The sequence below is a fragment of the Streptomyces sp. RK62 genome, assembly GCF_018070255.1.
GTDB classification, from domain to species: Bacteria; Actinomycetota; Actinomycetes; order Streptomycetales; family Streptomycetaceae; genus Streptomyces; species Streptomyces nigra.
In genome coordinates, this window is record NZ_JAGPYD010000010.1 from 316875 (window position 1) to 339514 (window position 22640).

The window sequence follows — 22640 nt, forward strand, 5'->3', positions numbered from 1 at the left end:
CCGCAGCCTAGAGTCAACGCGCGTAGCGCGACAGGGGGTTCCGGGTTACACCTTGGTTGCTTCTGTGCCGCGACTTTGCCCGGACCGCCCCTTACCCTCGTACGCATGACCAGCGACGACATCGCCCGCTCCGTCCCGTCCCGTTCCGTGGAGACCTGCTCCGCCCTCACCCCGGAGCAGACCGAGGCCGTCCTCGAACTGCTCGCGGAGGCCGCCCGGATCGACGGGCAGCAGGCGGTGTCCGAGCAGGGCAGGATCCAGCTGCGGCACAGCGGTGGCGGCGGCCGGGAGGGCGTTTCCCATCTGCTGCTGACGGCGGGCGGCGAACTCGTCGGGTACGCCCAGCTGGAGGACACGGACCCGGTGGAGGCGCCCGCCGCCGAGCTGGTCGTGCACCCCTCGCACCGCGGCCATGGGCACGGGCGGGCGCTGGGCACGGCCCTGCTGGCGGCGTCCGGCAAGCGGCTGCGGGTGTGGGCGCACGGCGGGCACTCCGCCGCCCGTCATCTCGCCCAGGTGCTGGGGCTGACCCTGTTCCGCGAACTGCGGCAGATGCGGATGCCGTTGACCGGCCTGGATCTGCCGGACCCGGTGTTCCCGGCGGGCGTCACGGTCCGTACGTTCGTACCCGGCCAGGACGACGCGGCCTGGCTCGCGGTGAACGCCGCCGCGTTCGCCCACCACCCCGAGCAGGGCTCGCTCACCCAGCGCGACCTCGACGACCGCATGGCCGAGCCGTGGTTCGACCCGGCGGGCTTCTTCCTGGCCGAACGCGAGGGCGAACTGGTCGGCTTCCACTGGACGAAGGTCCACGCGGAGGAGCGGCTCGGCGAGGTGTACGTCCTCGGGGTGCGTCCCGGCGTCCAGGGTGGCGGCCTCGGCAAGGCCCTGACCACGGTCGGCCTGCGGTATCTGGCCGCGCAGGGGCTGCCCACGGCCATGCTCTACGTCGACGCCGACAACAAGGCGGCGGTGTCCGTCTACGAACGGCTCGGCTTCACGACGTACGAGACGGACCTGATGTACCGCACGGAAACCTGAGCGACCCTCACCCCGCGGGCCGGGCGCGGACCACGAGGACGTCGAGTGCGAGCTCGTCGCCTGCGACGGCCAGCCCGGCCCAGCGCGCCTGCGCGGCGAGCAGACTGAACGCGCGCTGCGGCGCGCAGGTCATGTCGGTGCCATCGGTGCCGTCCTCGCCGGCCAGCCGCGCCGCCACCGCCCGCGCGGCCGCCTCGGCGTCGGCGGCGTGCGGCCCCAGCGCGGTCGGCACCGGCTTGCCCTCCCCCGACACGAACGCCTCCACGAGCAGCAGCGGGGCACCGCCGTCCGCCGCACCGCGCCAGCGCGGTACCTGAGTGGTGGCCGCGAGTCCGGGCAGCGCGCGGGCGACCTCCGCCAGCAGCCACGCCCCCTGCGCCAGACCGGTCGCCAGCGCCCCGGCCCCCGCGCTCGCCGACCAGGCCCGGTTCCCCTCCCCGGTACGGCCCTTGCCCAGCAGCTTCCAGTCGCCGGGCACCGGCACGGACATCGGCGCCTCGAGCGCCAGCACCGTGCTCGCCCCGTCCGTCAGGGCCGCGCTCAGCACTCCGGCCGCACCCGCGGGGTCGTCGCCGTGCGCGGTGAGCGTGTGCCCCGGCATGTCGACCGCCGCCCAGGCGAAGGAACCGGTGCGGACGGAGCCCACGTCGACGGCCACCACACATGCTGCGGACAGCTTCACGCGCCCCTCCCCTGCCCTCGGCCGCCGTCACCGTACCGGCCCCCGCTTGACATCCCCCACTGCCTTGCACCACCCTTTCACTACTCGATTAGTGAAAGGGTGGTGGAACGCGATGATCGAGTACCGCATCGACCGGCGCTCCGGCGTCGCCACCTATGTGCAGATCGTCCAGCAGACCAAACAGGCGCTGCGCCTGGGCCTGTTGGAGCCCGGGGACAAGCTGCCCACCGCCCGTGAGGTCGTCGAGGCGACCGCCATCAACCCGAACACCGTCCTCAAGGCGTACCGCGAGCTGGAGCGCGAGGGCCTGGTCGAGGCACGGCGGGGACTCGGCACCTTCGTGCGCCGGGCGCTGAGCACCGCCCCCGCGGAGTCTCCGCTCCGGGCCGAGCTGGACGCCTGGGCCGTACGGGCCCGCGAGGCCGGGCTCGACCGCGACGACGTGGACGCGCTCTTCACTTCCGTACTGGACACACACTTCAAGGGGGACCCGTCATGACCGAGACCGCCATCGAGGCGGCCGGGCTGGGCATGCGGTTCGGGCGGCGGGGGAAGCCGGCGCTGGACGGCTGCGCGTTCCGGATCCCGGCGGGCGCCGTGTGCGCCGTCGTCGGCCCGAACGGCGCCGGCAAGTCGACCCTGCTCTCCCTCGCCGCCGGGCTGGCCCGGCCCACCGCCGGCACGCTCACCGTGCTCGGCCGGTCCCCCGCCGAGGTCCGCGCCCGCGTCGGCTACGTCGCCCAGGACAAGCCGCTGCACCTCCAGCTCACCATCGCCGAGACCCTGCGCTGGGGCCGCGAGCTGAACCCCGGCCGCTGGGACGACGAGGTCGCGGAGCGGATCGTCGCCGAGGGCGAGCTGGACCCGGAGGCGAAGATCCGCACCCTGTCCGGCGGCCAGCGCACCCGCGTGGCCCTCGCCCTCGCGCTCGGCAAGCGGCCCGAACTGCTCCTCCTGGACGAGCCGATGGCCGACCTCGACCCGCTCGCCCGGCACCAGCTGACGGCGTCCCTCATGGCGGACGCGGCCGGACACGGCACCACGGTCGTGATGTCCTCGCACGTCGTCGCCGAGCTGGAGGGCTCCTGCGACCATCTGCTGCTGCTCGGCGCCGGGCGGGTGCGCCTGTCCGGCCCGCTGGACGACGTGCTCGCCGCACACCGCCTGGTCACCGGGCGGGCCGACGCCTCCCTGGAGCCGCACACCGTGGTCGAGTCGCGCACCACCGGCCGCTCGCTCACCGCCCTGGTCCGGCCCGAGGGCCCCCTCGACGCCGGCTGGCAGGACACCGCCCCCACCCTGGAGGAGCTGGTCCTCGCCCATCTCCGTGCCCCGCAGGCTCCCGCCCTGCTCATCGACGACGTGCGGGAGGCCGCCGTATGACCACCGTGACCCTCAAGAGCACCGCGCCCGCCGTCACCGCGCGGCGCGGACCCCGGGGCCTGCTCTGGGCGACGCTGCGGCTGCACCGCTCGGCGCTCTGGTTCTGGGTGATGCTGGTGGCCGTCGCCGCCGGTGTCCTGCTGTGGGCGTACGGGCCGGGCGCGGACGCCGCCTGGGCCGAGTACCGGTCCCGGGGCTGTCTCGACGGCCGGCCGAACCTGGGCTGCGACATGGGGGGCCGTGCCGCCGACCGCTACCAGAGCGCCGAGGCGTTGGCCGGCGGGCTCATCCAGATCGTCCCCTTCCTCACCGCGGCCTGGGCCGGCGCCGCGCTCATCGGCCGGGAACTGGAGAACGGCACGGCACGCCTCGCCTGGACCCAGTCGGTCTCCCCGGCCCGCTGGCTCGCCGCGAAGCTCGCCGTCCCGGCCGCGCTGCTGGCCGCCGGCATGCTCGTGCTCACCCTGCTGCACCGCCTGCTGTTCACCGCCGACCCCGCGCTGCGCGTCACCGTCGGCATGGCGGACTGGCACCAGAGCCCGGCCTACGAGGCCAACGGCACCCTCGCCACCGCCTACGCCCTGCTGGGCCTGGCCGTCGGCGCCCTCGCGGGGATGCTCCAGCGCCGCGCCCTGCCCGCCCTCGGCACCGCGGTCCTCGGCCTCGGCGCGCTGATGATCGCCCTCAGCGATGTGCGCCCGTACCTGTGGCCCGTCAGGACGCTGACCGGCAAGCAGTACCCCGAGTGGACCGGCATGGTCGTCGACGACGGCGCCCTGACCTCGAAGGGGGCCCGTGTCGCCGACCCGATCTGCGTCGACGACGCCCGCTGTCTGGCCGAGCACGACATCGTCGGCTACTACCGCGACTTCCACCCGGCCTCGCACTTCTGGCCGCTGCAGCTGACCGAGACGGCCGTCGTCCTCACCCTCGCGGCCCTCGCGGTGCTGCTCTCCTTCCGTCTGCTGAACCGCCGGGTCGCGCGAGCCGTATGACGGGAGCGGCCGCTCGCACGCGTCCGTACGTCTCTCCACGGGGGGAGGGGCGTGCGGACGCGCGCGGCCGTGTCCCGCACGCCATGTCCTGGTAACCGGCGGTTCAACCGGCCTTGCCACCCTCGGCGCATGACTCCCGCCGTGCCAGAGCCCGCGCCGCCTCCGCACACGGGCGCGGGGAACGGGGACGTACGACGCCTCCCGGTGACGCTCCCACCCGCGCGTTCCGACGCGCCTGTACGCCTCGATGCACGGAAGAATGGGCGTATGAGCCAGTCCTCGAACGCCCAGGCACAGGTCCAGCACGCGCAGCCCTCCGTGGGCTCGATCGCGGCGCACCGCCCGCACACCGTCGCCTCCGCGGCCGTCTCCGACCTGGAACCCGACATCGACGCCGATCTCGACGCCTACGACGTCGACGAGGTCGAGGGCGTCCAGCTGCCCCAGGGCCGCTTCCTCGACCGGGAGCGCAGCTGGCTGGCGTTCAACGAGCGGGTGCTGGAACTCGCCGAGGACCCCGCCACCCCGCTGCTCGAGCGGGCGAACTTCCTGGCCATCTTCGCCAGCAACCTGGACGAGTTCTTCATGGTCCGGGTGGCCGGTCTGAAGCGCCGCATAGCCACCGGCGTGGCCACCCGCTCCGCCTCCGGGCTGCAGCCGCGCGAGGTGCTGGAGATGATCTGGGCCCGCTCGCGTGAGCTCATGGCCCGGCACGCCGCCTGCTACCACGAGGACGTGGCTCCCGCACTCGCGGAGGAGGGCATCCACCTGGTCCGCTGGAACGAGCTGACGGAGAAGGAGCAGGCCCGCCTCTTCACCCTGTTCCGGCACCAGATCTTCCCGGTGCTGACCCCGCTGGCCGTCGACCCGGCGCACCCCTTCCCGTACATCTCCGGGCTCTCCCTGAACCTGGCCGTCCGGGTCCGCAACCCCGTCACCGGCACCCCGCACTTCGCCCGCGTCAAGGTGCCCCCGCTGCTCTCCCGCTTCCTGGAGGCCTCCCCCGGCCGGTACGTCCCGCTGGAGGACGTCATCGCCGCGCATCTGGAGGAGCTGTTCCCGGGCATGGAGGTGCTGGAGCACCACGCGTTCCGGGTCACCCGCAACGAGGACCTGGAGGTCGAGGAGGACGACGCGGAGAACCTCCTGCAGGCCCTGGAGAAGGAGCTCATGCGGCGCCGCTTCGGGCCGCCGGTGCGCCTGGAGGTCGAGGAGAACATCAACCAGGAGGTCCTGGACCTGCTGGTGCGCGAGCTGAAGATCAGCGAGGCCGAGGTCTACCCGCTGACCGGCCCCCTGGACCTCACGGGCCTCTTCCGCATCGCCTCCATCGACCGGCCGGAGCTGAAGTACCCGAAGTTCATCGCGGGCACCCACCGCGACCTCGCCGAGGTGGAGTCGGCGTCCGCGCCGGACATCTTCGCCGCGCTGCGCAGCCGGGACGTCCTGCTGCACCACCCGTACGACTCCTTCTCCACGTCCGTGCAGGCGTTCCTGGAGCAGGCGGCCGACGACCCGGACGTCCTCGCGATCAAGCAGACCCTGTACCGCACCTCCGGCGACTCCCCCATCGTCAACGCGCTCATCGACGCGGCCGAGGCGGGCAAGCAGGTCCTGGTGCTGGTCGAGATCAAGGCGCGCTTCGACGAGCACGCCAACATCAAGTGGGCGCGCAAGCTGGAGGAGGCCGGCTGCCACGTCGTGTACGGCCTGGTCGGCCTGAAGACGCACTGCAAGCTGTCGCTGGTGGTCCGTCAGGAGGGCGAGACCCTGCGGCGCTACAGCCACGTCGGCACCGGCAACTACCACCCGAAGACGGCCCGCCTGTACGAGGACCTGGGCCTGCTGACCGCCGACCCGCAGGTCGGCGCGGACCTGTCCGACCTGTTCAACCGGCTGTCGGGCTACTCGCGCCGCGAGACCTACCGCCGTCTGCTGGTCGCCCCCAAGTCCCTGCGCGACGGCCTGATCGCCCGGATCAACAAGGAGGTCCAGCACCATCGCGCCGGACGTCCCGCCTACGTCCGCATCAAGGTCAACTCGATCGTCGACGAGGCCCTGATCGACGCCTGCTACGCCGCGTCCCAGGCGGGCGTCCCGGTGGACATCTGGGTGCGGGGCATCTGCGCGGTCCGCCCAGGCGTGACCGGCCTGTCGGAGAACGTCCGCGTCCGCTCGGTCCTCGGCCGCTTCCTGGAGCACTCCCGGGTGTTCGCCTTCGGCAACGGCGGGGAGCCCGAGGTGTGGATCGGCAGCGCCGACATGATGCACCGCAACCTCGACCGCCGTATCGAGGCCCTGGTCCGGGTCACCGACCCGGCGCACCGCGCGGCGCTGAACCGGCTCCTGGAGACCGGGATGTCCGACACCACCGCGTCCTGGCACCTCGGCCCGGACGGCGAGTGGACCCGGCACGCGACGGACGCGGAGGGCCAGCCCCTGCGCAACGTCCAGGAGATGCTCATAGACGCCCGGAGGCGCCGGCGTGGCACACCGACCCCCTGATCCGGCGGACCCCGCGGCCGGCGCGGTGCCCGGGACGGCCCTCGCGGACCATCTCCGCGCCCAGGCCACGGAGTTCCTCCGCGCGCTGCGCCTGCACCGGGAGGGCGGCGCCGGCGCGGAGCCCGTCGACGCGGTCCGGGCGCTGCGGCGCTCGGCCCGCCGGATCAGCGGCAGCCTGCACACGTTCCGCCCGCTGCTGGACCCCGCCTGGTCGGAGTCCGTACGGCCGGAACTGTCCTGGCTGTCGGGCACGCTCGCCCTGGAGCAGGCGTACGCGGCCCGTCTGGAGCGGCTGCTGCTGGCGCTGCACCGGCTGTCGGGGACCCCGGTGCTCCCGGCGCAGGCGCCGGGCCCGGCGCCGTCCGGTGCCACCGAGCCCGGCAAGCTCGCCGTGGGCGCGGCGAAGGCGGGCGCCCTGCTCGAACGGCAGCTCACCCTGGCCCGGACCCGCGCCCACTCCACCGCCCTGCGGGCCCTCGGCGGCAGCCGCTTCCACGCGCTCGCCGACACGGTCGCCCTGCTGGCCAGCGAGGTCCCGCTCGCCCCGGGGGCGGCCGGCGCCGATCTGCGGCCCCTGGCGGGCGCCGCCGAGGAGCGGCTCTCCGCCGCGGTGGCCGCGCTGCCCCTGGTGACCGCGGGGCACCCATACAACGCGGAGGCGCTGGTCCACGGCCTGTCCCCGGACCCGGCGCCACATCCGCAGGACGCGCCCTGGCACCAGGTCCGCCTCCTGCTGCGGCTGCACCGCTACGCCCGTGAGGTCCTGCACGCCGACCTGATGGACGTACGGCTGACGGCGGCCGGGCAGGCCCTGGACCGGCACCGGGACGCCGCCGAGGCGGCCACCGCCGCCGCCGAGGCGGCCCGCACCCCCCGGATCGCGCCCGCGACGGCCTACGCGCTCGGCGTCCTGCACGCCGACCAGCGGCACGAGGTGGAGGCGGCCCGGTTCGCGTTCCAGCAGTCCTGGCAGAAACAGACCGTGGGCACGCCCTGACCCACACCGGCCCGAGGAGGCGCACCCGGTGACGGAAGCGGACGACCGTACGGTGCACGCCGCGGGCTGCGTCCTGTGGCGCCGCTCGCCCGACACCGGCGAGCTGGAGATCTGCCTGGTCCACCGGCCGAAGTACGACGACTGGTCGCACCCCAAGGGCAAGCTGCACCCCGGCGAGGACCCGCTCGCCGGGGCGCTGCGCGAGGTCGAGGAGGAGACCGGGCACACGGCCCGGCCCGGAGCCGAGCTGCCGACGGTCCGCTATCCCGTGGACGGCCGCCCCAAGGAGGTGCGGTACTGGGCCGCCGAGGCGGGCCCCGGCACCTTCACGCCGAACTCCGAGGTCGACCAGGTGCTCTGGCTGACCCCGGAGCGCGCCCGGGACCGGCTGACCCAGCCGAGGGACCGCGTCCTCGTCGACGCGCTGCTCGCCTCACTGCACCAGGCGTAGGGCCTTTCGTTCGGAACAGGCCGGGCTCGGGGGCCCTGAGGCCGCACCGCCCCGTCCTCAGGGGTTCACCCTCCGTTCACGCACGCCCTTCGGCGGCTTCACCTGATCTGTCTAATTTCGGCCGTGCACGATGAGAGACCGCGCCCCGGGGGACGTGTCCTCATCACCATTCTTCGCACGCCGCCGAATTCAGGACGGCGGCTCCCGGAAGGAAACCCCTCAAGTGAAGCTTCAGCGCAAGACCCGGCGGGCTCTCGCACTCGGCGCTCTCGCCGTCTCCGGCGCCCTGGCGCTCACGGCGTGCGGCTCCGACGACACCGGCACCTCCGGCGGCGACTCGGCGGCGACCGCCAAGGCCGGCGCCATCGACTGCGGCGACGCGAAGGGCCAGCTGCAGGCGTCCGGTTCCTCCGCGCAGAAGAACGCGATCGACGCGTGGGTCCGGCAGTACAGCGCGGCCTGCAAGGACGTGCAGCTCAACTACAACCCGACCGGCTCCGGTGCCGGTGTCACCGCCTTCCTCCAGGGCCAGACCGCGTTCGCGGGCTCCGACTCGGCCCTGGACGCGGAGGAGATCACCGAGTCCAAGAAGACCGCCTGCACCGACGGCGGCCAGGCCATCGACCTGCCGATGGTCGTCGGCCCGATCGGCGTCGGCTACAACGTGCCCGGCGTCGACAACCTCGTCCTGGACGCGCCCACCCTCGCCAAGATCTTCGACAGCAAGATCACCAACTGGAACGACAAGGCCATCGCGGAGCTCAACCCCGACGCGAAGCTGCCCGACCTGAAGATCCAGGCGTTCCACCGCTCGGACGAGTCCGGCACCACCGACAACTTCACCAAGTACCTGTCCGCCGCCGCGCCCGACGACTGGAAGTACGAGCACGGCAAGTCCTGGGAGGCCAAGGGCGGCCAGTCCGCGTCCGGCTCCTCCGGTGTGGCGCAGCAGGTGGCCCAGACCTCGGGCGCCATCTCCTACATGGAGCTGTCCTACGTCAAGGACGGCATGAAGTCCGTCAAGATCAAGACGGGCGCGGCCGAGCCGGTCGAGGCGACCACCGAGAACGCCACCAAGTCGATCTCCGAGGCCAAGGTCGTCGGCACCGGCAAGGACCTGGCGCTGGAGCTGAACTACACGCCGTCCGCCGAGGGCGCCTACCCGATCACCCTCGTCACCTACGAGATCGTCTGCGACAAGGGCAACAAGGCGGAGTCCCTGCCCGCCGTGAAGTCCTTCCTCTCCTACATCGCCTCCGAGGACGGCCAGGGCCTGCTGGCCGACGCCGGCTACGCCCCGGTCCCCGCCGAGATCATCACCAAGGTCCGCTCCACCGTCTCGAGCCTGAGCTGACCTGAGCCGCGGCCGGGCCCCCGCCCGGGTCCGGCCGCACTTCCGGTGCACCGCCGCCAGGAGCGTCCCGCCGCCGGGCGCGCTCCGCCGTGAGCCGCCCCGCGCGGCGGCTCCGCAGACCGGAGACCCCCATGGACATATCAGTAAAGAACGACACGGCTCCACCCACCTCCCTCCCGGACCGGGCCGAGCGCGGCTCCAGCGCCCGAGGCGCCACCCGCCCCGGCGACCGGATCTTCCTCGCCCTCTCCCGCGGCTCCGGCATCTTCCTGCTGGTGCTCATGGCCGCCATCGCCGTCTTCCTGAGCCTTCGGGCCGCGAGCGCGATCGGCAAGGACGAGGCCAACTTCTTCACCACCTTCGAGTGGAACCCCACCGGCGACCCACCGGTCTTCGGCATCGCGGTGCTCGCCTTCGGCACGGTCGTGTCGTCGGTCATCGCGCTGGCGATCGCCGTCCCGGTCTCCGTCGGCATCGCGCTGTTCCTCACGCACTACGCCCCGCGCCGCCTCGGCGGCCCCATCGCGTATGTGATCGACCTGCTCGCCGCCGTCCCGTCGATCGTCTACGGCCTGTGGGGCGCCCTCGTCCTGGTGCCGCACCTGGGCGGCCTGTACGCCTGGCTGGACGAGTACCTCGGCTGGACCGGCGTCCTGGAGTGGAACGGCGGCGCCCCGCGCTCGCTGTTCACCGTCGGCATCCTGCTCGCCATCATGATCCTGCCGATCATCACCAACGTCAGCCGGGAGATCTTCCGGCAGGTCCCGCGGGCGCACGAGGAGGCCGCTCTCGCCCTCGGCGCCACCCGCTGGGAGGTCGTCCGGATGGCCGTCCTGCCCTACGGCCGCTCCGGCGTCATCTCCGCCTCGATGCTGGGCCTCGGCCGCGCGCTCGGCGAGACGATGGCCGTCGCGATGGTCCTGTCGCCGACCTTCGACATCGAGGCCAGCCTGCTGGACCCGGGCGGCGGCACCTTCGCCCAGAACATCGCGAGCAAGTTCAACGAGGCCACCACCGACGGACGGGACGCCCTGATCGCCTCCGGTCTGGTGCTCTTCGTCATCACCCTGCTGGTCAACGGCACCGCCCGGCTCATCATCGAGCGGCGCAAGGAGTTCTCGGGGGCCAACGCATGAGCCACACGTCCGTTTCCGCCCCGCGCCCGGGCAGCCTGAAGGGCGCCACCCTGCCGAAGTGGTTCTCCTGGGTGGTCGCCGCCGGGTCCGTCGCCCTCGGCCTCGGCATCAGCGCGGTCGCCGGCCTGGACAGCAGCGTCCAGTGGGCGCTGATCGCCGCCCTGCTGTTCGTCGCCGGCACGTACGGCGTCTCGGCCCGGGTCGAGGGCCGCCGGCAGGCCAGGGACCGCGTCGCCACCAGCCTGATCTGGGTCGCGTTTCTGCTCGCCGTGATCCCACTGGCCTCCCTCGTGTACGAGACGGTCCGGCGCGGTGTGAAGGTCCTCGACGGCTACTTCCTCACCCACTCGATGGGCGTCGTCGCCGACACCGAGACCGGCGGCGGCATCTACCACGCCCTCCTCGGCACCCTGGAGCAGGTCGGCATCGCCACCGCCATCGCCGTCCCGATCGGCGTGCTCACCGCGATCTACCTGGTCGAGTACGGCCGCGGCAGGCTCGCGAAGGCGATCACGTTCTTCGTGGACGTCATGACGGGCATCCCGTCGATCGTCGCCGGCCTGTTCGTCCTCAGCCTGTGGATCGTCGTCCTCGGCATGGGCTACTCCGGCTTCGCCGGCTCCATGGCCCTGGCCATCCTGATGCTGCCGGTCGTCGTGCGCTCCACCGAGGAGATGCTCAAGCTCGTCCCGAACGAGTTGCGCGAGGCGTCGCTGGCGCTGGGCGTGCCGAAGTGGCGGACCATCCTCAAGGTGGTCCTGCCGACCTCCGTGGGCGGCATCACCACGGGTGTGATGCTCGCGGTCGCGCGCATCACCGGCGAGACCGCCCCGCTGCTGCTCCTGGTGTGGGTGACGAACTTCATCAACGCGAACCCCTTCCAGGACCCGCAGGCCTCCCTGCCCGTCTACATCTACCTGCAGTACGCCAACAGCGGCGGCTCGGGCGCCGCCTACGACCGCGCCTGGGCGGGGGCCCTGGTGCTCATCGCCTTCATCATGATCCTCAACCTGGCGGCCCGCGGCATCGCCCGCTGGAAGGCCCCCAAGGCCGGTCGCTGACGCGACCCTCTGCCGGCCACAGTCAGCGACCCGGACGAAAGAAGCAGTGATCCCCATGGCCAAGCGCATCGATGTCAGCGGCCTCAACGCCTACTACGGCTCCTTCCTCGCGGTCGAGGACATCTCCATGACCGTCGAGCCCCGCTCCGTGACGGCCTTCATCGGCCCGTCCGGCTGCGGCAAGTCCACCTTCCTGCGCACGCTCAACCGGATGCACGAGGTCACCCCGGGCGGCCGCGTCGAGGGCAAGGTCCTCCTGGACGACGAGAACCTCTACGGCGCCGGCATCGACCCGGTCGCCGTGCGCCGCGAGGTCGGCATGGTCTTCCAGCGCCCCAACCCCTTCCCCACCATGTCGGTGTACGACAACGTGGCGGCCGGCCTGAAGCTGAACGGCTCCTACAAGAAGTCCGAGCTGGACGACATCGTCGAGAAGTCCCTGCGCGGCGCCAACCTCTGGAACGAGGTCAAGGACCGGCTGGCCAGGCCCGGCTCGGGGCTGTCCGGCGGCCAGCAGCAGCGGCTGTGCATCGCCCGCGCCATCGCGGTCGAGCCGGACGTCCTGCTCATGGACGAGCCCTGCTCGGCCCTCGACCCGATCTCCACGCTCGCCATCGAGGACCTGATCGGGGAGCTGAAGGAACGGTTCACGATCGTCATCGTCACCCACAACATGCAGCAGGCGGCGCGTGTCTCCGACCGCACGGCGTTCTTCAACCTGGCCGCGGTCGGCAAGCCCGGCCGGCTCATCGAGATCGACGACACCGAGCGGATCTTCTCCAACCCCTCGGTCCAGGCCACCGAGGACTACATCTCGGGCCGCTTCGGCTGACCGGACCCCTCGCGGTGCTGCATGGCGGTGCCATCGCGAGGCAGAGGAAGGGCCCGCCCCCAGGAGCCGGGGGCGGGCCCTTCCACGTACGTACGGCGCAGCGAGGCGGCCTCAGAGGACCGCGAGATCCACGATCCAGAAGGACACGGCCGCGACGACCGCCGCCGCCGGCATGGTGATGAACCAGCCCAGGACGATGTTCTTGGCGACGCCCCAGCGCACGGCGTTGACCCGCTTGGTGGCACCCACGCCCATGATCGCGGAGGTGATCACATGGGTGGTGGAGATCGGCGCGTGGAAGATGAACGCCGAGCCGAACATGATCGAGGCGCCGGTGGTCTCGGCGGCGAAGCCCTGCGGTGGGTCCAGCTCGATGATCTTGCGGCCGAGGGTGCGCATGATGCGCCAGCCGCCCGCGTAGGTGCCGAGCGAGAGCATCAGCGCACAGGCGATCTTCACCCACACCGGGATCGGGTCGCCGTAGTCCTCGACGTCGGCGATGACCAGCGCCATCACCACGATGCCCATCGTCTTCTGGGCGTCCTGCAGGCCGTGCCCGAGGGCCATACCGGCCGCCGACACCGTCTGCGCGATACGGAAGCCCCGCTTGGCCTTGTGCGGGTTGGCCCGCCGGAACATCCACAGGATGGCCGTCATCACCAGATAGCCGGCCACCAGGCCGACGACCGGCGACACGAACATCGGGATGACGACCTTGTCGAGGACGCCGTCCCAGTACACCTTCGTCCCGCCGGCCAGCGCCGCGCCGACCATGCCGCCGAACAGCGCGTGCGAGGACGACGACGGCAGCCCGAAGTACCAGGTGATCAGGTTCCAGACGATCGCGCCGATGAGCGCCGCGAACAGGATGCCCATGCCCGTCGAGCCCTCGGGCGTCTCGATCAGGCCCTCGCTGACGGTCTTGGCGACCCCGGAGCCCAGGAAGGCACCGGCGAGGTTCATCACGGCCGCCATGGCGAGCGCGGCGCGCGGCGTCAGCGCGCGCGTCGACACCGAGGTGGCGATGGCGTTCGCCGAGTCGTGGAAGCCGTTCGTGTACGTGAAGAAGAGCGCGACCCCGATGGTCAGGATCAGAGCGAAGGTGTCCATGAAGGGGTCAGGACTCCTTGACGGCGATGGTCTCCACCGTGTTCGCCACATGCTCGAAGGCGTCCGCAGCCTCTTCCAGCACATCCACGATCTGCTTGAGCTTCAGCACCTCGATGGCGTCGTACTTGCCGTTGAAGAGGTGGGCGAGCAGCTTGCGGTGTATCTGGTCGGCCTGATTCTCGAGGCGGTTGACCTCGATCCAGTACTCGGTGAGGTTGTCCATGGTGCGCAGGTTCGGCATGGCCTCGGCGGTCAGCTCGGCCGCGCGCGCCAGGACCTCGATCTGCTGGTCGACGCCCTTGGGCAGTTCCTCGACGTTGTAGAGGACGACCAGGTCGACGGCCTCCTCCATGAAGTCCATGATGTCGTCGAGGGACGACGCGAGGGAGTAGATGTCCTCGCGGTCGAACGGCGTGATGAACGAGGAGTTCAGCTGGTGGAAGATCGCGTGCGTCGCGTCGTCACCCGCGTGTTCCGCGGCCCGCATCCGTTCGGCGATCTCGGCTCGGCCGGCGGTGTCCGCCCCGAGCAGTTCCATCAGGAGCTTCGAGCCCGTGACGATGTTGTCCGCGGATGCGGCGAACATGTCGTAGAAGCTCGTCTCCCGGGGGGTCAGACGAAATCGCACGTGTGGTCCTCAGGATGCATCGGTTTCGGTCAGGCTGATGCTAGGCGCATCATCCGGCCACGGCTAATGGGCCGCCTCCCAGTGTCGCCCATCAGGCAGAGTGGTCGGCACGGGGGCCGCCCGTAAGCCGGGGTCGGCCCGGCCCACGGGTGGTGGTCATCACGCCCCTACCCGGCAAAGTTCGATACGATATACCCGGTAGGGGTATAGAAGCGGTTTACGTCGGGAGGACGCGATGACGACCACAGAGGCCGGCGCGGGTGCGCCCTCCGCCGCCGACGACGCCGTGGAGACGACGGCCGGCGCGGACATCGTGACGGATCACGACCGCGGCGTCCACGGTTACCACCACCAGAAGTCGGAACACCTCAAGCGGCTGCGCCGGATCGAGGGCCAGATCCGCGGTCTGCAGCGCATGGTCGACGAGGACGTCTACTGCATCGACATACTCACGCAGGTCTCCGCGTCGACGAAGGCGCTCCAGTCCTTCGCGCTGCAACTGCTGGAGGAGCACCTCCGTCACTGCGTCGCCGACGCGGCCCTCAAGGGCGGTGCGGAGATCGACGCGAAGGTCGAGGAGGCCACGAAGGCCATCGGCCGTCTGCTGCGGACCTGAGCGTCCGCCCGCCCGGTCACCGGGCCCGGGTGTCCCGCTCCTCCGCGACCCGCAGCACCTCGTCGATGCTCTCCAGGCTGAGCCGCTCCTCACGGGCGGCCGACGCCGCGATGATCAGCTCTCCGCACAGCTCGATCTCGGCGAGGGCCACGTGGTCCTGAACTGCCGTACCGCCGACCGGAGCCACGCGCATCACCTCTTCTCCGCCGTCACCGGCTTCCTAGAGTAGGGAGCGGCCTACAGACCGCGCATGGCACGGACGGGCTAGTCCTCAATGCCCCGGTGGGACCCCTCTACTCCTCGGCGATCTGCCCGGCGTAGATGTCGTCGTCGTCCGGCAGCCGGACGTCGGCGGGGGCCCCGAAGTCGTACAGCGCCGTGGTGGAGGTCACGTCGACGGCGCTGCGATGCTGTCCGTTGACGAAGCTGAAGCGGTGCCTGACCTTGCGGACGAGCCCCTTGTCGTCCAGGTAGACGTCGAACGGCACCTGGTCCGTGGCGAACCCTTTCGCCGCCGCCTCGAGCGCCCGGGCGTTCCCGTCGGACGCCCTGCGTGCCGCGGCGCCCAGGTCGGCGGTCCCCCGGTAGTGCCGCACCCGCGTCCCGGAGATCTCCTCCCGCCCGACATACGTCGCGGTCCGTGCGCCCCGCAGCACCTCGGCGGCGGCGTACGGGTCGGTGGCACCGCCGGTGACGAGGTTCCCGTCGGTCAGGGACCGGGTCTCCACCCGCACCCATTTGTCGGCGGGCACACCGGCGCCGCGGTTCTTCATGAACAGCGCGCCGGGCGCGAGCAGCTCGGTGATGGGCCGCTGCCCGGCCGTCCCCGCGGGGTCCTGCGGCAGCCGTACCTTCAGCCGCCCGAGCTGCCGCCCGAAGTCGTACACGCCCTCGCCCCGGATGGTGACCCGGGTGCCGCCGGTGGCCATCTCCATGGACGTACGCGCCCGGGAGCTGCGGGCGTCCACGAGCGCGTCGGCGGCCTCCCGCACCAGGTCGACCGGATCTCCGCCGCGGGCGTCCTCGGCGGCGGCCCCGCTCTGCGCGCACCCGCTGCCCGCGAGGCAGACACACAGGAGACCCACCGCGACGCCGGCTCCCCGCATGCGCCTGTGCTGCTGCCTCTCCGCCATCGCCTGCCTACCCCCAGCCGGTACGTCCGTCACGGGCTCCTTGTCGTTCCGCTTAACGAACGGTGGGAGTCCCCGTCACGCCGCCGGGCGCGTCGCGCCTTCCCGCCCTGGGTACCGTGAGGGCGATGGCACAGCAGGACGAACACCGCGACGAGCCCGCGCTGCACCGGACGACGACGGTGGAGCAGGGCCCCTTCTGCACGGCCCGGTGCATCTGCGGCTGGCGCGGTCCGGCCCGCCGCGCGCGAAGCCAGGCCCGCACGGACGCGGAGACGCATACCGGCGGCTGACCGTTCCCGCCCGCCACCACCGGCCCGCCCGCCCATGGAACCCCACGCCGCGCCACCCCGTCTCGTTCCACGTGACCTCTGGAGGCGACATGGAACGGCGTACGTTCATCGGCGGTACCGCGGCGGCGCTCACCGCCCTGACGGCCACCGCCTGCGAGGCCGGTGCGAGCGGCAACGGCACCCCGTCCTCGTCCTCGCCGAAGGCGACGGGCACCCGGCCGCGCACCTCCGCCGCCTCCGCCCCCGCCTCCTGGGCCGCGCTCGCCCGTGACCTCGACGGCTCCCTCGTCCGCCCCGGCGACGCCTCCTGGGCGGCGGCCCGGCAGCTCTACAACACCCGCTTCGACCATCTGAAGCCCGCAGCCGTCGCCTATGTCGCCCACGCCGACGACATCCGCACCACGCTGGCCTACGCCCGCGCCCACCGTCTGAAGGTCGCCATCCGCAACGGCGGCCACAGCTACGCGGGCTGGTCCTCCGGCGACGGCCGTCTGATCGTCGACGTCTCCCGGCTCGACCGCATCCGGGTCTCCGGCGGCACCGCGGTCGTCGGCGCCGGCTCCAAGCTCATCGACGTCTACCGCGCCCTCGCGGCGAAGGGCGTGACCATACCCGCCGGCTCCTGCCCGACCGTCGGCGTCTCCGGCCTCACCCTGGGCGGCGGCCACGGCGTCACCTCCCGCGCCTACGGCCTGACCTGCGACAGCCTCACCCGTGCCGTCGTCGTCACCGCCGACGGCAAGCGGCTCACCGCCGACGCGTCCACGCACAAGGACCTCTTCTGGGCCCTGCGGGGCGCCGGCAACGGCAACTTCGGCGTCGTCACAGAGCTGCACTTCAAGACCCACCCCGCCCCGCAGTCGGTGACCGCGTACATGAGCTGGCCCTGGTCGAAGGCGGCCGCGGTGATCCGGGCGTGGCAGGAGTGGGGCCCGTCCCAGCCGGACGAGATCTGGTCGGCGCTGCACCTCGGCGGCGCCGGCGCCACCCCCACCGTCTCCGTGTCCGCGTTCTCGCTGGGCACCTACGGCGAGCTGCAGAACGCCGTCGACCGCCTCGCCGACGGCCCCGGCGGCCCCGGCCCCGCGCGCAACGTCGTCCTCAAGCGCCGCTCCTACGAGGAGTCGATGGAGCTGTACGCGGGCTGTTCCTCGTTCTCGGACGCGCAGTGCCATCTGCCCGGCGACACTCCGGGCCGCTCCCCGCAGGGCGCGCTGGGCCGGGAGACGTACGCGGCGAGGTCGGACTTCTTCGACAGTTCCCTGTCGGCGGCCGGCATCCGGACGCTGATGCGGCAGATGGAGTCGGTGCGCGGCGGCTCGGGCAGCATCGCGCTGACGGCCCTGGGCGGAGCCGTGAACCGGGTCTCCCCGACCGCGACGGCGTTCGTGCACCGCCGCTCGCGGATGCTGGCCCAGTACATCGGCTCCTGGCGGGCGGGCACGTCCGGGACCGCCGTCCAGTCCTGGCTGTCGTCCGCGCACGAGGCGATGCGCCCCTACGCCTCGGGCGCCGCGTACCAGAACTACACCGACGCGTCCCTGAGGAACTGGCGCACGGCGTACTACGGGGACGCGGCGACCCGGCTGACGAAGCTGAAGCTGCAGTACGACCCGGAGGGCTTCTTCACCTACCCGCAGGCCCTGTAAGGCCTCAGGCGGCCAGGTCCCGCTCCTCGGCCCCGGAGCCGTCCTTGCGGGAGCCGCGCAGCACCGCGCGGCCGCCGTCGTCACCGGCGGTTCCCCGGGCCCGGATGAGCCGGCCGGCGCGCGGCGACCGCTCGATGGCGGACATCAGCGGCGTCAGCAGGGCCATGGCGAGGGGCGACAGCAGCAGGGCGACGGCGGTGCCGAGCGCGAATCCGCCGACGACGTCGGTCGGGTAGTGCACGCCCATGTAGACCCGGCAGAAACCTTCGAGCAGCGCGAGGCCGATGCCGACGAGCCCGAACTTCCGGTTGGCGACGAACAGGGCGACACCGAGGGCCATCGCGATGGTGGCGTGGTCGCTGACGAACGAGTAGTCGGTCTTGCCGCTGACCAGGACCTCGAGGCCCTGATGGTCGTTGAAGGGCCGGGGGCGTTCGACGAAGCCCCTTATCGGGACGTTGACGAGGACGGCGATGCCCGCCGCCAGCGGCGCCCACACGAGCGCGGCCACCGAGGAGGCCGCGTCCTCCGCGCCGCGCCGCCGTACGGTCCACCAGCACCAGAGCACGGCGAGGACCAGGCCGAGCAGCACGCCGTACTCACCGACGTACTCCATGACCCGGTCGAACCAGTGCGGTGCGTCCTTGGCCAGGCCATTGATGTCGTACAGCAGCTCGACGTCGGGGTTCGACCCGGATTCTGCGAGTCCAGCCATGATGCCGCGGCCCCTTCATCGTCTCTCGGCGCATCCTGCGTACGCCGTTCCGCCACCCCCGTGGTTGTAGATCCGGCTACGTCACCAGGAACGCACGGTCCCTGTCATTACGTTCCACACTCCACTGAATGATCACGCAGACGTTATCGAAGAGAGACCCGTCATCGCAGCTCAGGGGGAGGGTTGACGCTCCGTCTACACCGTCGTGGGCAGCGCTTTCGCGCCATCCTCCGTCACGCGGGTCGCGCCGAAGTAGTCGGGGGTGTCGATCGGGTCGAACCGGATCACAGCACCTGTTCTCGGGGCGTCGATCATGTACCCGCCGCCGACATAAATGCCGACATGGCGGATGGCCCGTGAGTTCCCCAGGTCGTCCGAGAAGAACACCAGGTCCCCCGGCAGCAGTTCGTTCCTGGCCGGATGCGGTCCCGCGTTCCACTGGTCGTTCGCGACCCGGGGCAGCGTGATCCCGACGCTCTCGTACGCGGCCTTGGTCAGCCCCGAGCAGTCGAAGCGCCCGCCGTCCTCGGCGGTGCCGTCGCCGCCCCAGAGGTACAGCGTGCCCAGCTTCTTCTGCGCGTAGGCGATGGCCCCGGCGGCCTGCCTGCTCGGGTCGAGCCGCGCGGCCGGCGCGGCGAAGCTCTCCTCCAGCGTCGTGATCGTCTTCACGTAGTTCTGGGTCTCCTTGTACGGCGGCACGCCCCGGTACTTGATGACCGCGTACGCCCCGGCGTTGTACGAAGCCAGCATGTTCCGCTTCGGGTCGCCGGGCACGTCCTTCACGTACTTGGCGAGCGAGCAGTCGTACGACGCGGCCGACGGGATGGCGTCCGCCGGGTCCCACACGTCACGGTCGCCGTCGCCGTCGCCGTCGATGCCGTGGGTGGCCCAGGTGCCCGGGATGAACTGCGCGATGCCCTGGGCCGCCGCCGCGCTCTGCGCTTTCGGGTTGAAGCCGCTCTCCTGGTACAGCTGGGCGGCGAGCAGGGCCGGGTTGATGGCGGGGCAGAGGTTGCCCCACTTCTCCACCAGCGCCTGGTACGCGGCCGGCACCGCGCCCTTGGCCAGATTGCGGGCGCCGCCGCTCAGACCGCCGGCCAGGTTCCCGGCGACGAGATACACCCCGACGACGAGCACCATCACGAAGCTCAGCCCCGCCGCGACGGCGGAACCCGCCACGATCCAAGCCTTACGCACCGTCAACCGCCCCTCACCCGCCGGGAGTCCGCCCGCGCCAGTGTAGGAGCTTCCCGCCCTCGGGCTCCGGCAACCGGCCCACCCGGCGCCCCCGCATGACCCGGCGGGTAATCGCCCCCCGCGTGGCCGGCGTGCCACGATCCCGGTCACAGGCCGCTCGCTCCGACCGAACCGACCCCTCCGGGAGGACCCCATGCCCGCCTACGCCATAGCCCACCTGCGCGACGTCACCCCGCACGCCGAGGTCGCCGAGTACATCGACCGCATCACCGCGACCTTCGAGCCGTACGGCGGCCGCTTCCTGGTGCACGGCACCGCGCACGAGACGGTCGAGGGCGAATGGCCCGGCGCCGTGGTGATGATCGCCTTCCCCGCTCTCGCCGAGGCCCGCGCCTGGTGGAACTCCCCCGCCTACCGGGAGATCGCCCCGCTGCGCACACGCCACGCGCGGGGCGACATCATCCTGGTCGACGGGGTCCCCGAGGGGTACGACCCGGGCTCGACAGCGCAGGCGGTACGCGCGAGCCTGGCGCCCGGCGATGCCGGGACGGCCGGCTGACGGTCCCTCACCGGGCCGCCGTCACGCCCCGAAGGCGTCCCGCAGCACGCCGATCGCCTGCTTGATGGCCCCGTCGGCGGCCCGCGTCCCGCGCAGCGCGTTCAGCATCACGAAGTCGTGGATCGCGCCCTGGTACCGCACGGCGGTCACCGGCACCCCGGCCTCCCGCAGCTTGTTCGCGTACGCCTCGCCCTCGTCCCGCAGCACGTCCGCCTCGGCGGTGACGACGAGGGCCGGCGGAAGGCCGGTGAGCTGCTCGACGGTGGCGCGCAGCGGCGAGGCGGTGATCTGCGCGCGCTCGGCCGCGTCGGTCGTGTACTGGTCCCAGAACCACCGCATGGCGTCCCGGCGCAGGAAGTACCCCTCGGCGAACCGGTGGTAGGACTCCGTGTCGAACGAGGCGTCGGTGACCGGGTAGAAGAGCACCTGCGCCACCAGCGGGACGTCCCCGCGCCGCTTGGCCATCAGGGTCAGCGCCGCCGCCATGTTGCCGCCCACCGAGTCACCGGCCACGGCGATCCGGCCGGCGTCGAGGCCGTGTCCGGCGCCTTCGGCGACGACCCAGCGCGACACGGCGTGGTTCTGCTCGATGGCGACGGGATAGCGGGCCTCGGGCGAGAGGTCGTACTCGGGGAAGACGACCGCGGCCCCGGCGCCGACGGCCAGTTCGCGGACGAGACGGTCGTGGGTGTGGGCGTTGCCGAACACCCAGCCGGCGCCGTGCAGATAGACGATCACCGGCAGCGTCCCGGTGACCCCGGCCGGACGGACGATCCGGACCCGGACCTCCCCGGTGGGCCCACCGGCGACGGTCAGCCACTCCTCGTCGACGTCCGGCTTGGCCACCTCGCCCGACTGCACCTCGTCGACGGCCTTGCGCCCGGCCTCCGGCCCGAGGTCGAAGAGGTACGGAGGCTGCGCGGTCGCCTCGGCGAACGCCTGGGCGGCGGGCTCGAGAACGGGGCGGTGGGACTCGGTCATGGCGATCTCCTCGGATCGGGGTGCCGCGGGCAGGGCCGCCCGGCCGGCTTGCCGGGTTCGGCGGCACGACGTAAAAGTAGCGCCCGATTAAGTCGTACGCAACTTATTAGCGTGCGATGGATTGGTAGCCGACTCCTTAGGGCTCGATGAGATGGCTCTCGATACACTTGGGGAACACACAGGAAGCACCCGCCGCACCAGGAGCGACCGCGATGAGCCCGACCCCGACGCCCGAACCGCCCGCGCGCGGCCCCGGCTCCCTGCTCCTGGACGACCAGCTCTGCTTCGCCCTGTACGCCGCCTCCCGCGCGGTGACCGCTCGATACCGGCCACTCCTCGAGGAACTGGGCCTGACCTACCCCCAGTACCTGGTGATGCTGGTCCTCTGGGAGCAGGACTCGATCTCCGTGCGCGAGCTCGGCGCGGCCCTCCAGCTGGAGTCCAGCACCCTGTCACCGCTGCTCAAGCGCCTGGAGGCGGGCGGGCTGCTGCGCCGCGAGCGCCGCCCCGACGACGAGCGCTCGGTCGCCCTGCGCCTCACCGAGGCCGGCGCCGCGCTGCGCGAGCGCGCGGCCGCCGTACCGCTCGCGATCGGCGACGCCATGGGCCTGACGGCCGAACAGGACGCCCTGGCCAAAGAGCTTCTGCGGCTCATCACGGCGAACGTCGGCGGTCGCCGGGAGGCCTGACACCCTGTCACGCGCGCGTTCACCCGGGCGGGATAGCCTTCACCCGCAGCACACGGGCACGACCCCTCACCCCGGAGGCCGTCAGAAGCGGCACCGGCGCGAAGAGGGGCTAACGACAGAACCACACCCCAGGTTCCGCTCAGGCCTCGTTGCCCGGCGTAACGTGGCGTGATACACAGAGTGACCATACGAGCTATTCGTACGAATCCCGACCATCAATGACGCCAAGTCGACATACGGAAGCGTCATTGTCGGCGAGAATGAGACCTGACCTCTGCTCAATGCGGGGGGACCGTGGAACTACCCAACAGGGGCGGTGACTTACATGTTCTTTGCGGCCGACAAGGGCGACATCAACACCATCATCGGCGGGATCGCCCCGGACTGGGGTCCGTTCGGAGCACTGGGAAACGAAGCCAAGACGATGATCCAGGTCGTCATGGCGGTCGCCATCCTGATCTGCCTCGGCATCGCCATCTGGGGGGCGGCCAAACAGCGCATCGGCGCCACGGCGCTGCGGGACACCTTCAGCGCCGAGCAGGGCAAGGGACTGATCGTGGCGGGCCTGACGGGCGTCTTCATCATCGGCTCCCTCGGCACGCTCTTCACCATCGTGTACGGCATGGCTGTCTAGCG

General features: G+C 71.8%; 25 protein-coding genes. 17 read left to right on the forward strand and 8 right to left on the reverse strand.

What is annotated here, in order from left to right:
- Window positions 1-105: 105 nt before the first annotated feature.
- Window positions 106-1041 carry a mycothiol synthase gene (mshD, locus tag KBY32_RS21405; RefSeq protein ID WP_055624797.1) on the forward strand — a complete coding sequence of 312 codons (936 nt, stop codon included), beginning with the start codon at window positions 106-108 and terminating at the stop codon, window positions 1039-1041.
- 7 nt (window positions 1042-1048) lie between these two features.
- On the opposite strand, the gene KBY32_RS21410 is transcribed toward mshD, so the two are convergent.
- The gene (locus KBY32_RS21410; protein WP_210981206.1) at window positions 1049-1723 is read right to left on the reverse strand and encodes a hypothetical protein; all 675 of its coding nucleotides are present in this window, start codon (window positions 1721-1723) and stop codon (window positions 1049-1051) included.
- A 112-nt stretch (window positions 1724-1835) separates the two neighbouring features.
- On the opposite strand from KBY32_RS21410, the gene KBY32_RS21415 reads away from it, so the two are divergent.
- From KBY32_RS21415 to pstB, 10 genes are all read left to right on the forward strand, one after another.
- The gene (locus tag KBY32_RS21415) at window positions 1836-2222 is read left to right on the forward strand and encodes a GntR family transcriptional regulator (protein WP_055624799.1); all 387 of its coding nucleotides are present in this window, start codon (window positions 1836-1838) and stop codon (window positions 2220-2222) included.
- Complete coding sequence (locus KBY32_RS21420; protein WP_210981207.1) at window positions 2219-3106, forward strand: ABC transporter ATP-binding protein; 888 nt, start codon at window positions 2219-2221, stop codon at window positions 3104-3106. The genes KBY32_RS21415 and KBY32_RS21420 overlap by 4 nt, the downstream gene beginning before the upstream one ends.
- Complete coding sequence (locus KBY32_RS21425) at window positions 3103-4101, forward strand: ABC transporter permease (protein WP_210981208.1); 999 nt, start codon at window positions 3103-3105, stop codon at window positions 4099-4101. The genes KBY32_RS21420 and KBY32_RS21425 overlap by 4 nt, the downstream gene beginning before the upstream one ends.
- Window positions 4102-4230: 129 nt before the next feature.
- Window positions 4231-6606 carry an RNA degradosome polyphosphate kinase gene (locus tag KBY32_RS21430; protein WP_370592199.1) on the forward strand — a complete coding sequence of 792 codons (2376 nt, stop codon included), beginning with the start codon at window positions 4231-4233 and terminating at the stop codon, window positions 6604-6606.
- Complete coding sequence (locus KBY32_RS21435) at window positions 6587-7603, forward strand: CHAD domain-containing protein (protein ID WP_210981209.1); 1017 nt, start codon at window positions 6587-6589, stop codon at window positions 7601-7603. Before KBY32_RS21430 ends, KBY32_RS21435 begins: the two co-directional genes overlap by 20 nt.
- A gap of 28 nt (window positions 7604-7631) precedes the next feature.
- Window positions 7632-8054, forward strand: a complete 423-nt coding sequence (locus KBY32_RS21440) for an NUDIX hydrolase (protein WP_055624804.1) — start codon at window positions 7632-7634, stop codon at window positions 8052-8054.
- Between the two features lie 223 nt (window positions 8055-8277).
- Entirely contained in the window at window positions 8278-9408 is a 1131-nt protein-coding gene (pstS, locus tag KBY32_RS21445) for a phosphate ABC transporter substrate-binding protein PstS (protein WP_210981210.1), read from the forward strand.
- A 131-nt stretch (window positions 9409-9539) separates the two neighbouring features.
- Window positions 9540-10544, forward strand: a complete 1005-nt coding sequence (pstC, locus tag KBY32_RS21450; protein WP_055624806.1) for a phosphate ABC transporter permease subunit PstC — start codon at window positions 9540-9542, stop codon at window positions 10542-10544.
- Window positions 10541-11605 carry a phosphate ABC transporter permease PstA gene (gene pstA, locus KBY32_RS21455; RefSeq protein WP_055624807.1) on the forward strand — a complete coding sequence of 355 codons (1065 nt, stop codon included), beginning with the start codon at window positions 10541-10543 and terminating at the stop codon, window positions 11603-11605. The genes pstC and pstA overlap by 4 nt, the downstream gene beginning before the upstream one ends.
- Before the next feature lie 55 nt (window positions 11606-11660).
- Window positions 11661-12437, forward strand: a complete 777-nt coding sequence (gene pstB / locus KBY32_RS21460; RefSeq protein ID WP_055624831.1) for a phosphate ABC transporter ATP-binding protein PstB — start codon at window positions 11661-11663, stop codon at window positions 12435-12437.
- Between the two features lie 111 nt (window positions 12438-12548).
- On the opposite strand, the gene KBY32_RS21465 is transcribed toward pstB, so the two are convergent.
- Together KBY32_RS21465 and KBY32_RS21470 are read right to left on the reverse strand one after the other, a co-directional pair.
- Window positions 12549-13547: an inorganic phosphate transporter gene (locus KBY32_RS21465; RefSeq protein WP_055624808.1), complete on the reverse strand. Its 999-nt coding sequence runs from the start codon at window positions 13545-13547 to the stop codon at window positions 12549-12551.
- A 7-nt stretch (window positions 13548-13554) separates the two neighbouring features.
- Window positions 13555-14175: a DUF47 domain-containing protein gene (locus tag KBY32_RS21470; RefSeq protein ID WP_055624809.1), complete on the reverse strand. Its 621-nt coding sequence runs from the start codon at window positions 14173-14175 to the stop codon at window positions 13555-13557.
- Between the two features lie 235 nt (window positions 14176-14410).
- Between KBY32_RS21470 and KBY32_RS21475 the strand changes: the two genes are divergently transcribed.
- Window positions 14411-14791 carry a metal-sensitive transcriptional regulator gene (locus tag KBY32_RS21475; RefSeq protein WP_115508247.1) on the forward strand — a complete coding sequence of 127 codons (381 nt, stop codon included), beginning with the start codon at window positions 14411-14413 and terminating at the stop codon, window positions 14789-14791.
- Window positions 14792-14807: 16 nt separating this feature from the next.
- On the opposite strand, the gene KBY32_RS21480 is transcribed toward KBY32_RS21475, so the two are convergent.
- Window positions 14808-14984, reverse strand: coding sequence for a hypothetical protein (locus tag KBY32_RS21480; protein ID WP_210981211.1), 177 nt, complete (start codon window positions 14982-14984; stop codon window positions 14808-14810).
- A gap of 100 nt (window positions 14985-15084) precedes the next feature.
- Window positions 15085-15924 carry a hypothetical protein gene (locus KBY32_RS21485; protein ID WP_210981212.1) on the reverse strand — a complete coding sequence of 280 codons (840 nt, stop codon included), beginning with the start codon at window positions 15922-15924 and terminating at the stop codon, window positions 15085-15087.
- Between the two features lie 125 nt (window positions 15925-16049).
- Between KBY32_RS21485 and KBY32_RS21490 the strand changes: the two genes are divergently transcribed.
- Both KBY32_RS21490 and KBY32_RS21495 read left to right on the forward strand, forming a co-directional pair.
- Complete coding sequence (locus KBY32_RS21490; protein WP_210981213.1) at window positions 16050-16214, forward strand: hypothetical protein; 165 nt, start codon at window positions 16050-16052, stop codon at window positions 16212-16214.
- 89 nt (window positions 16215-16303) lie between these two features.
- Window positions 16304-17863 carry an FAD-binding oxidoreductase gene (locus KBY32_RS21495; protein ID WP_210981214.1) on the forward strand — a complete coding sequence of 520 codons (1560 nt, stop codon included), beginning with the start codon at window positions 16304-16306 and terminating at the stop codon, window positions 17861-17863.
- Window positions 17864-17867: 4 nt separating this feature from the next.
- Here the strand turns inward: KBY32_RS21495 and KBY32_RS21500 are convergent, their stop codons facing one another.
- Both KBY32_RS21500 and KBY32_RS21505 read right to left on the reverse strand, forming a co-directional pair.
- A complete protein-coding gene (locus KBY32_RS21500) occupies window positions 17868-18578 on the reverse strand; it encodes a phosphatase PAP2 family protein (protein ID WP_210981215.1) in 711 nt (236 codons plus the stop codon).
- 195 nt (window positions 18579-18773) lie between these two features.
- Window positions 18774-19718 (reverse strand): NlpC/P60 family protein, encoded by a 945-nt coding sequence (locus tag KBY32_RS21505; RefSeq protein WP_374224978.1) that lies wholly within the window; start codon window positions 19716-19718, stop codon window positions 18774-18776.
- Window positions 19719-19968: 250 nt separating this feature from the next.
- Between KBY32_RS21505 and KBY32_RS21510 the strand changes: the two genes are divergently transcribed.
- Entirely contained in the window at window positions 19969-20334 is a 366-nt protein-coding gene (locus KBY32_RS21510) for a DUF1330 domain-containing protein (RefSeq protein WP_210981217.1), read from the forward strand.
- 21 nt (window positions 20335-20355) lie between these two features.
- On the opposite strand, the gene KBY32_RS21515 is transcribed toward KBY32_RS21510, so the two are convergent.
- The gene (locus tag KBY32_RS21515; protein ID WP_210981218.1) at window positions 20356-21315 is read right to left on the reverse strand and encodes an alpha/beta hydrolase; all 960 of its coding nucleotides are present in this window, start codon (window positions 21313-21315) and stop codon (window positions 20356-20358) included.
- Between the two features lie 212 nt (window positions 21316-21527).
- Here KBY32_RS21515 and KBY32_RS21520 point away from each other — a divergent pair, with 212 nt between their 5' ends.
- The gene (locus KBY32_RS21520; protein ID WP_210981219.1) at window positions 21528-22004 is read left to right on the forward strand and encodes a MarR family winged helix-turn-helix transcriptional regulator; all 477 of its coding nucleotides are present in this window, start codon (window positions 21528-21530) and stop codon (window positions 22002-22004) included.
- Window positions 22005-22329: 325 nt separating this feature from the next.
- Entirely contained in the window at window positions 22330-22638 is a 309-nt protein-coding gene (locus KBY32_RS21525) for a hypothetical protein (protein WP_055624817.1), read from the forward strand.
- Window positions 22639-22640: the final 2 nt, after the last annotated feature.

Excerpts from the sequence above, each read along its gene's own strand:
- mshD (WP_055624797.1), top strand. The coding sequence starts at position 106 with ATGACCAGCGACGACATCGCCCGCTCCGTCCCGTCCCGTTCCGTGGAG.
- KBY32_RS21415 (WP_055624799.1), top strand. The coding sequence starts at position 1,836 with ATGATCGAGTACCGCATCGACCGGCGCTCCGGCGTCGCCACCTATGTG.
- KBY32_RS21420 (WP_210981207.1), top strand. The coding sequence starts at position 2,219 with ATGACCGAGACCGCCATCGAGGCGGCCGGGCTGGGCATGCGGTTCGGG.
- KBY32_RS21425 (WP_210981208.1), top strand. The coding sequence starts at position 3,103 with ATGACCACCGTGACCCTCAAGAGCACCGCGCCCGCCGTCACCGCGCGG.
- KBY32_RS21430 (WP_370592199.1), top strand. The coding sequence starts at position 4,231 with ATGACTCCCGCCGTGCCAGAGCCCGCGCCGCCTCCGCACACGGGCGCG.
- pstC (WP_055624806.1), top strand. The coding sequence starts at position 9,540 with ATGGACATATCAGTAAAGAACGACACGGCTCCACCCACCTCCCTCCCG.
- pstA (WP_055624807.1), top strand. The coding sequence starts at position 10,541 with ATGAGCCACACGTCCGTTTCCGCCCCGCGCCCGGGCAGCCTGAAGGGC.
- pstB (WP_055624831.1), top strand. The coding sequence starts at position 11,661 with ATGGCCAAGCGCATCGATGTCAGCGGCCTCAACGCCTACTACGGCTCC.
- KBY32_RS21465 (WP_055624808.1), bottom strand. The coding sequence starts at position 13,547 with ATGGACACCTTCGCTCTGATCCTGACCATCGGGGTCGCGCTCTTCTTC.
- KBY32_RS21475 (WP_115508247.1), top strand. The coding sequence starts at position 14,411 with ATGACGACCACAGAGGCCGGCGCGGGTGCGCCCTCCGCCGCCGACGAC.
- KBY32_RS21480 (WP_210981211.1), bottom strand. The coding sequence starts at position 14,984 with ATGCGCGTGGCTCCGGTCGGCGGTACGGCAGTTCAGGACCACGTGGCC.
- KBY32_RS21485 (WP_210981212.1), bottom strand. The coding sequence starts at position 15,924 with ATGGCGGAGAGGCAGCAGCACAGGCGCATGCGGGGAGCCGGCGTCGCG.
- KBY32_RS21490 (WP_210981213.1), top strand. The coding sequence starts at position 16,050 with ATGGCACAGCAGGACGAACACCGCGACGAGCCCGCGCTGCACCGGACG.
- KBY32_RS21495 (WP_210981214.1), top strand. The coding sequence starts at position 16,304 with ATGGAACGGCGTACGTTCATCGGCGGTACCGCGGCGGCGCTCACCGCC.
- KBY32_RS21500 (WP_210981215.1), bottom strand. The coding sequence starts at position 18,578 with ATGGCTGGACTCGCAGAATCCGGGTCGAACCCCGACGTCGAGCTGCTG.
- KBY32_RS21505 (WP_374224978.1), bottom strand. The coding sequence starts at position 19,718 with ATGGTGCTCGTCGTCGGGGTGTATCTCGTCGCCGGGAACCTGGCCGGC.
- KBY32_RS21510 (WP_210981217.1), top strand. The coding sequence starts at position 19,969 with ATGCCCGCCTACGCCATAGCCCACCTGCGCGACGTCACCCCGCACGCC.
- KBY32_RS21515 (WP_210981218.1), bottom strand. The coding sequence starts at position 21,315 with ATGACCGAGTCCCACCGCCCCGTTCTCGAGCCCGCCGCCCAGGCGTTC.
- KBY32_RS21520 (WP_210981219.1), top strand. The coding sequence starts at position 21,528 with ATGAGCCCGACCCCGACGCCCGAACCGCCCGCGCGCGGCCCCGGCTCC.
- KBY32_RS21525 (WP_055624817.1), top strand. The coding sequence starts at position 22,330 with ATGTTCTTTGCGGCCGACAAGGGCGACATCAACACCATCATCGGCGGG.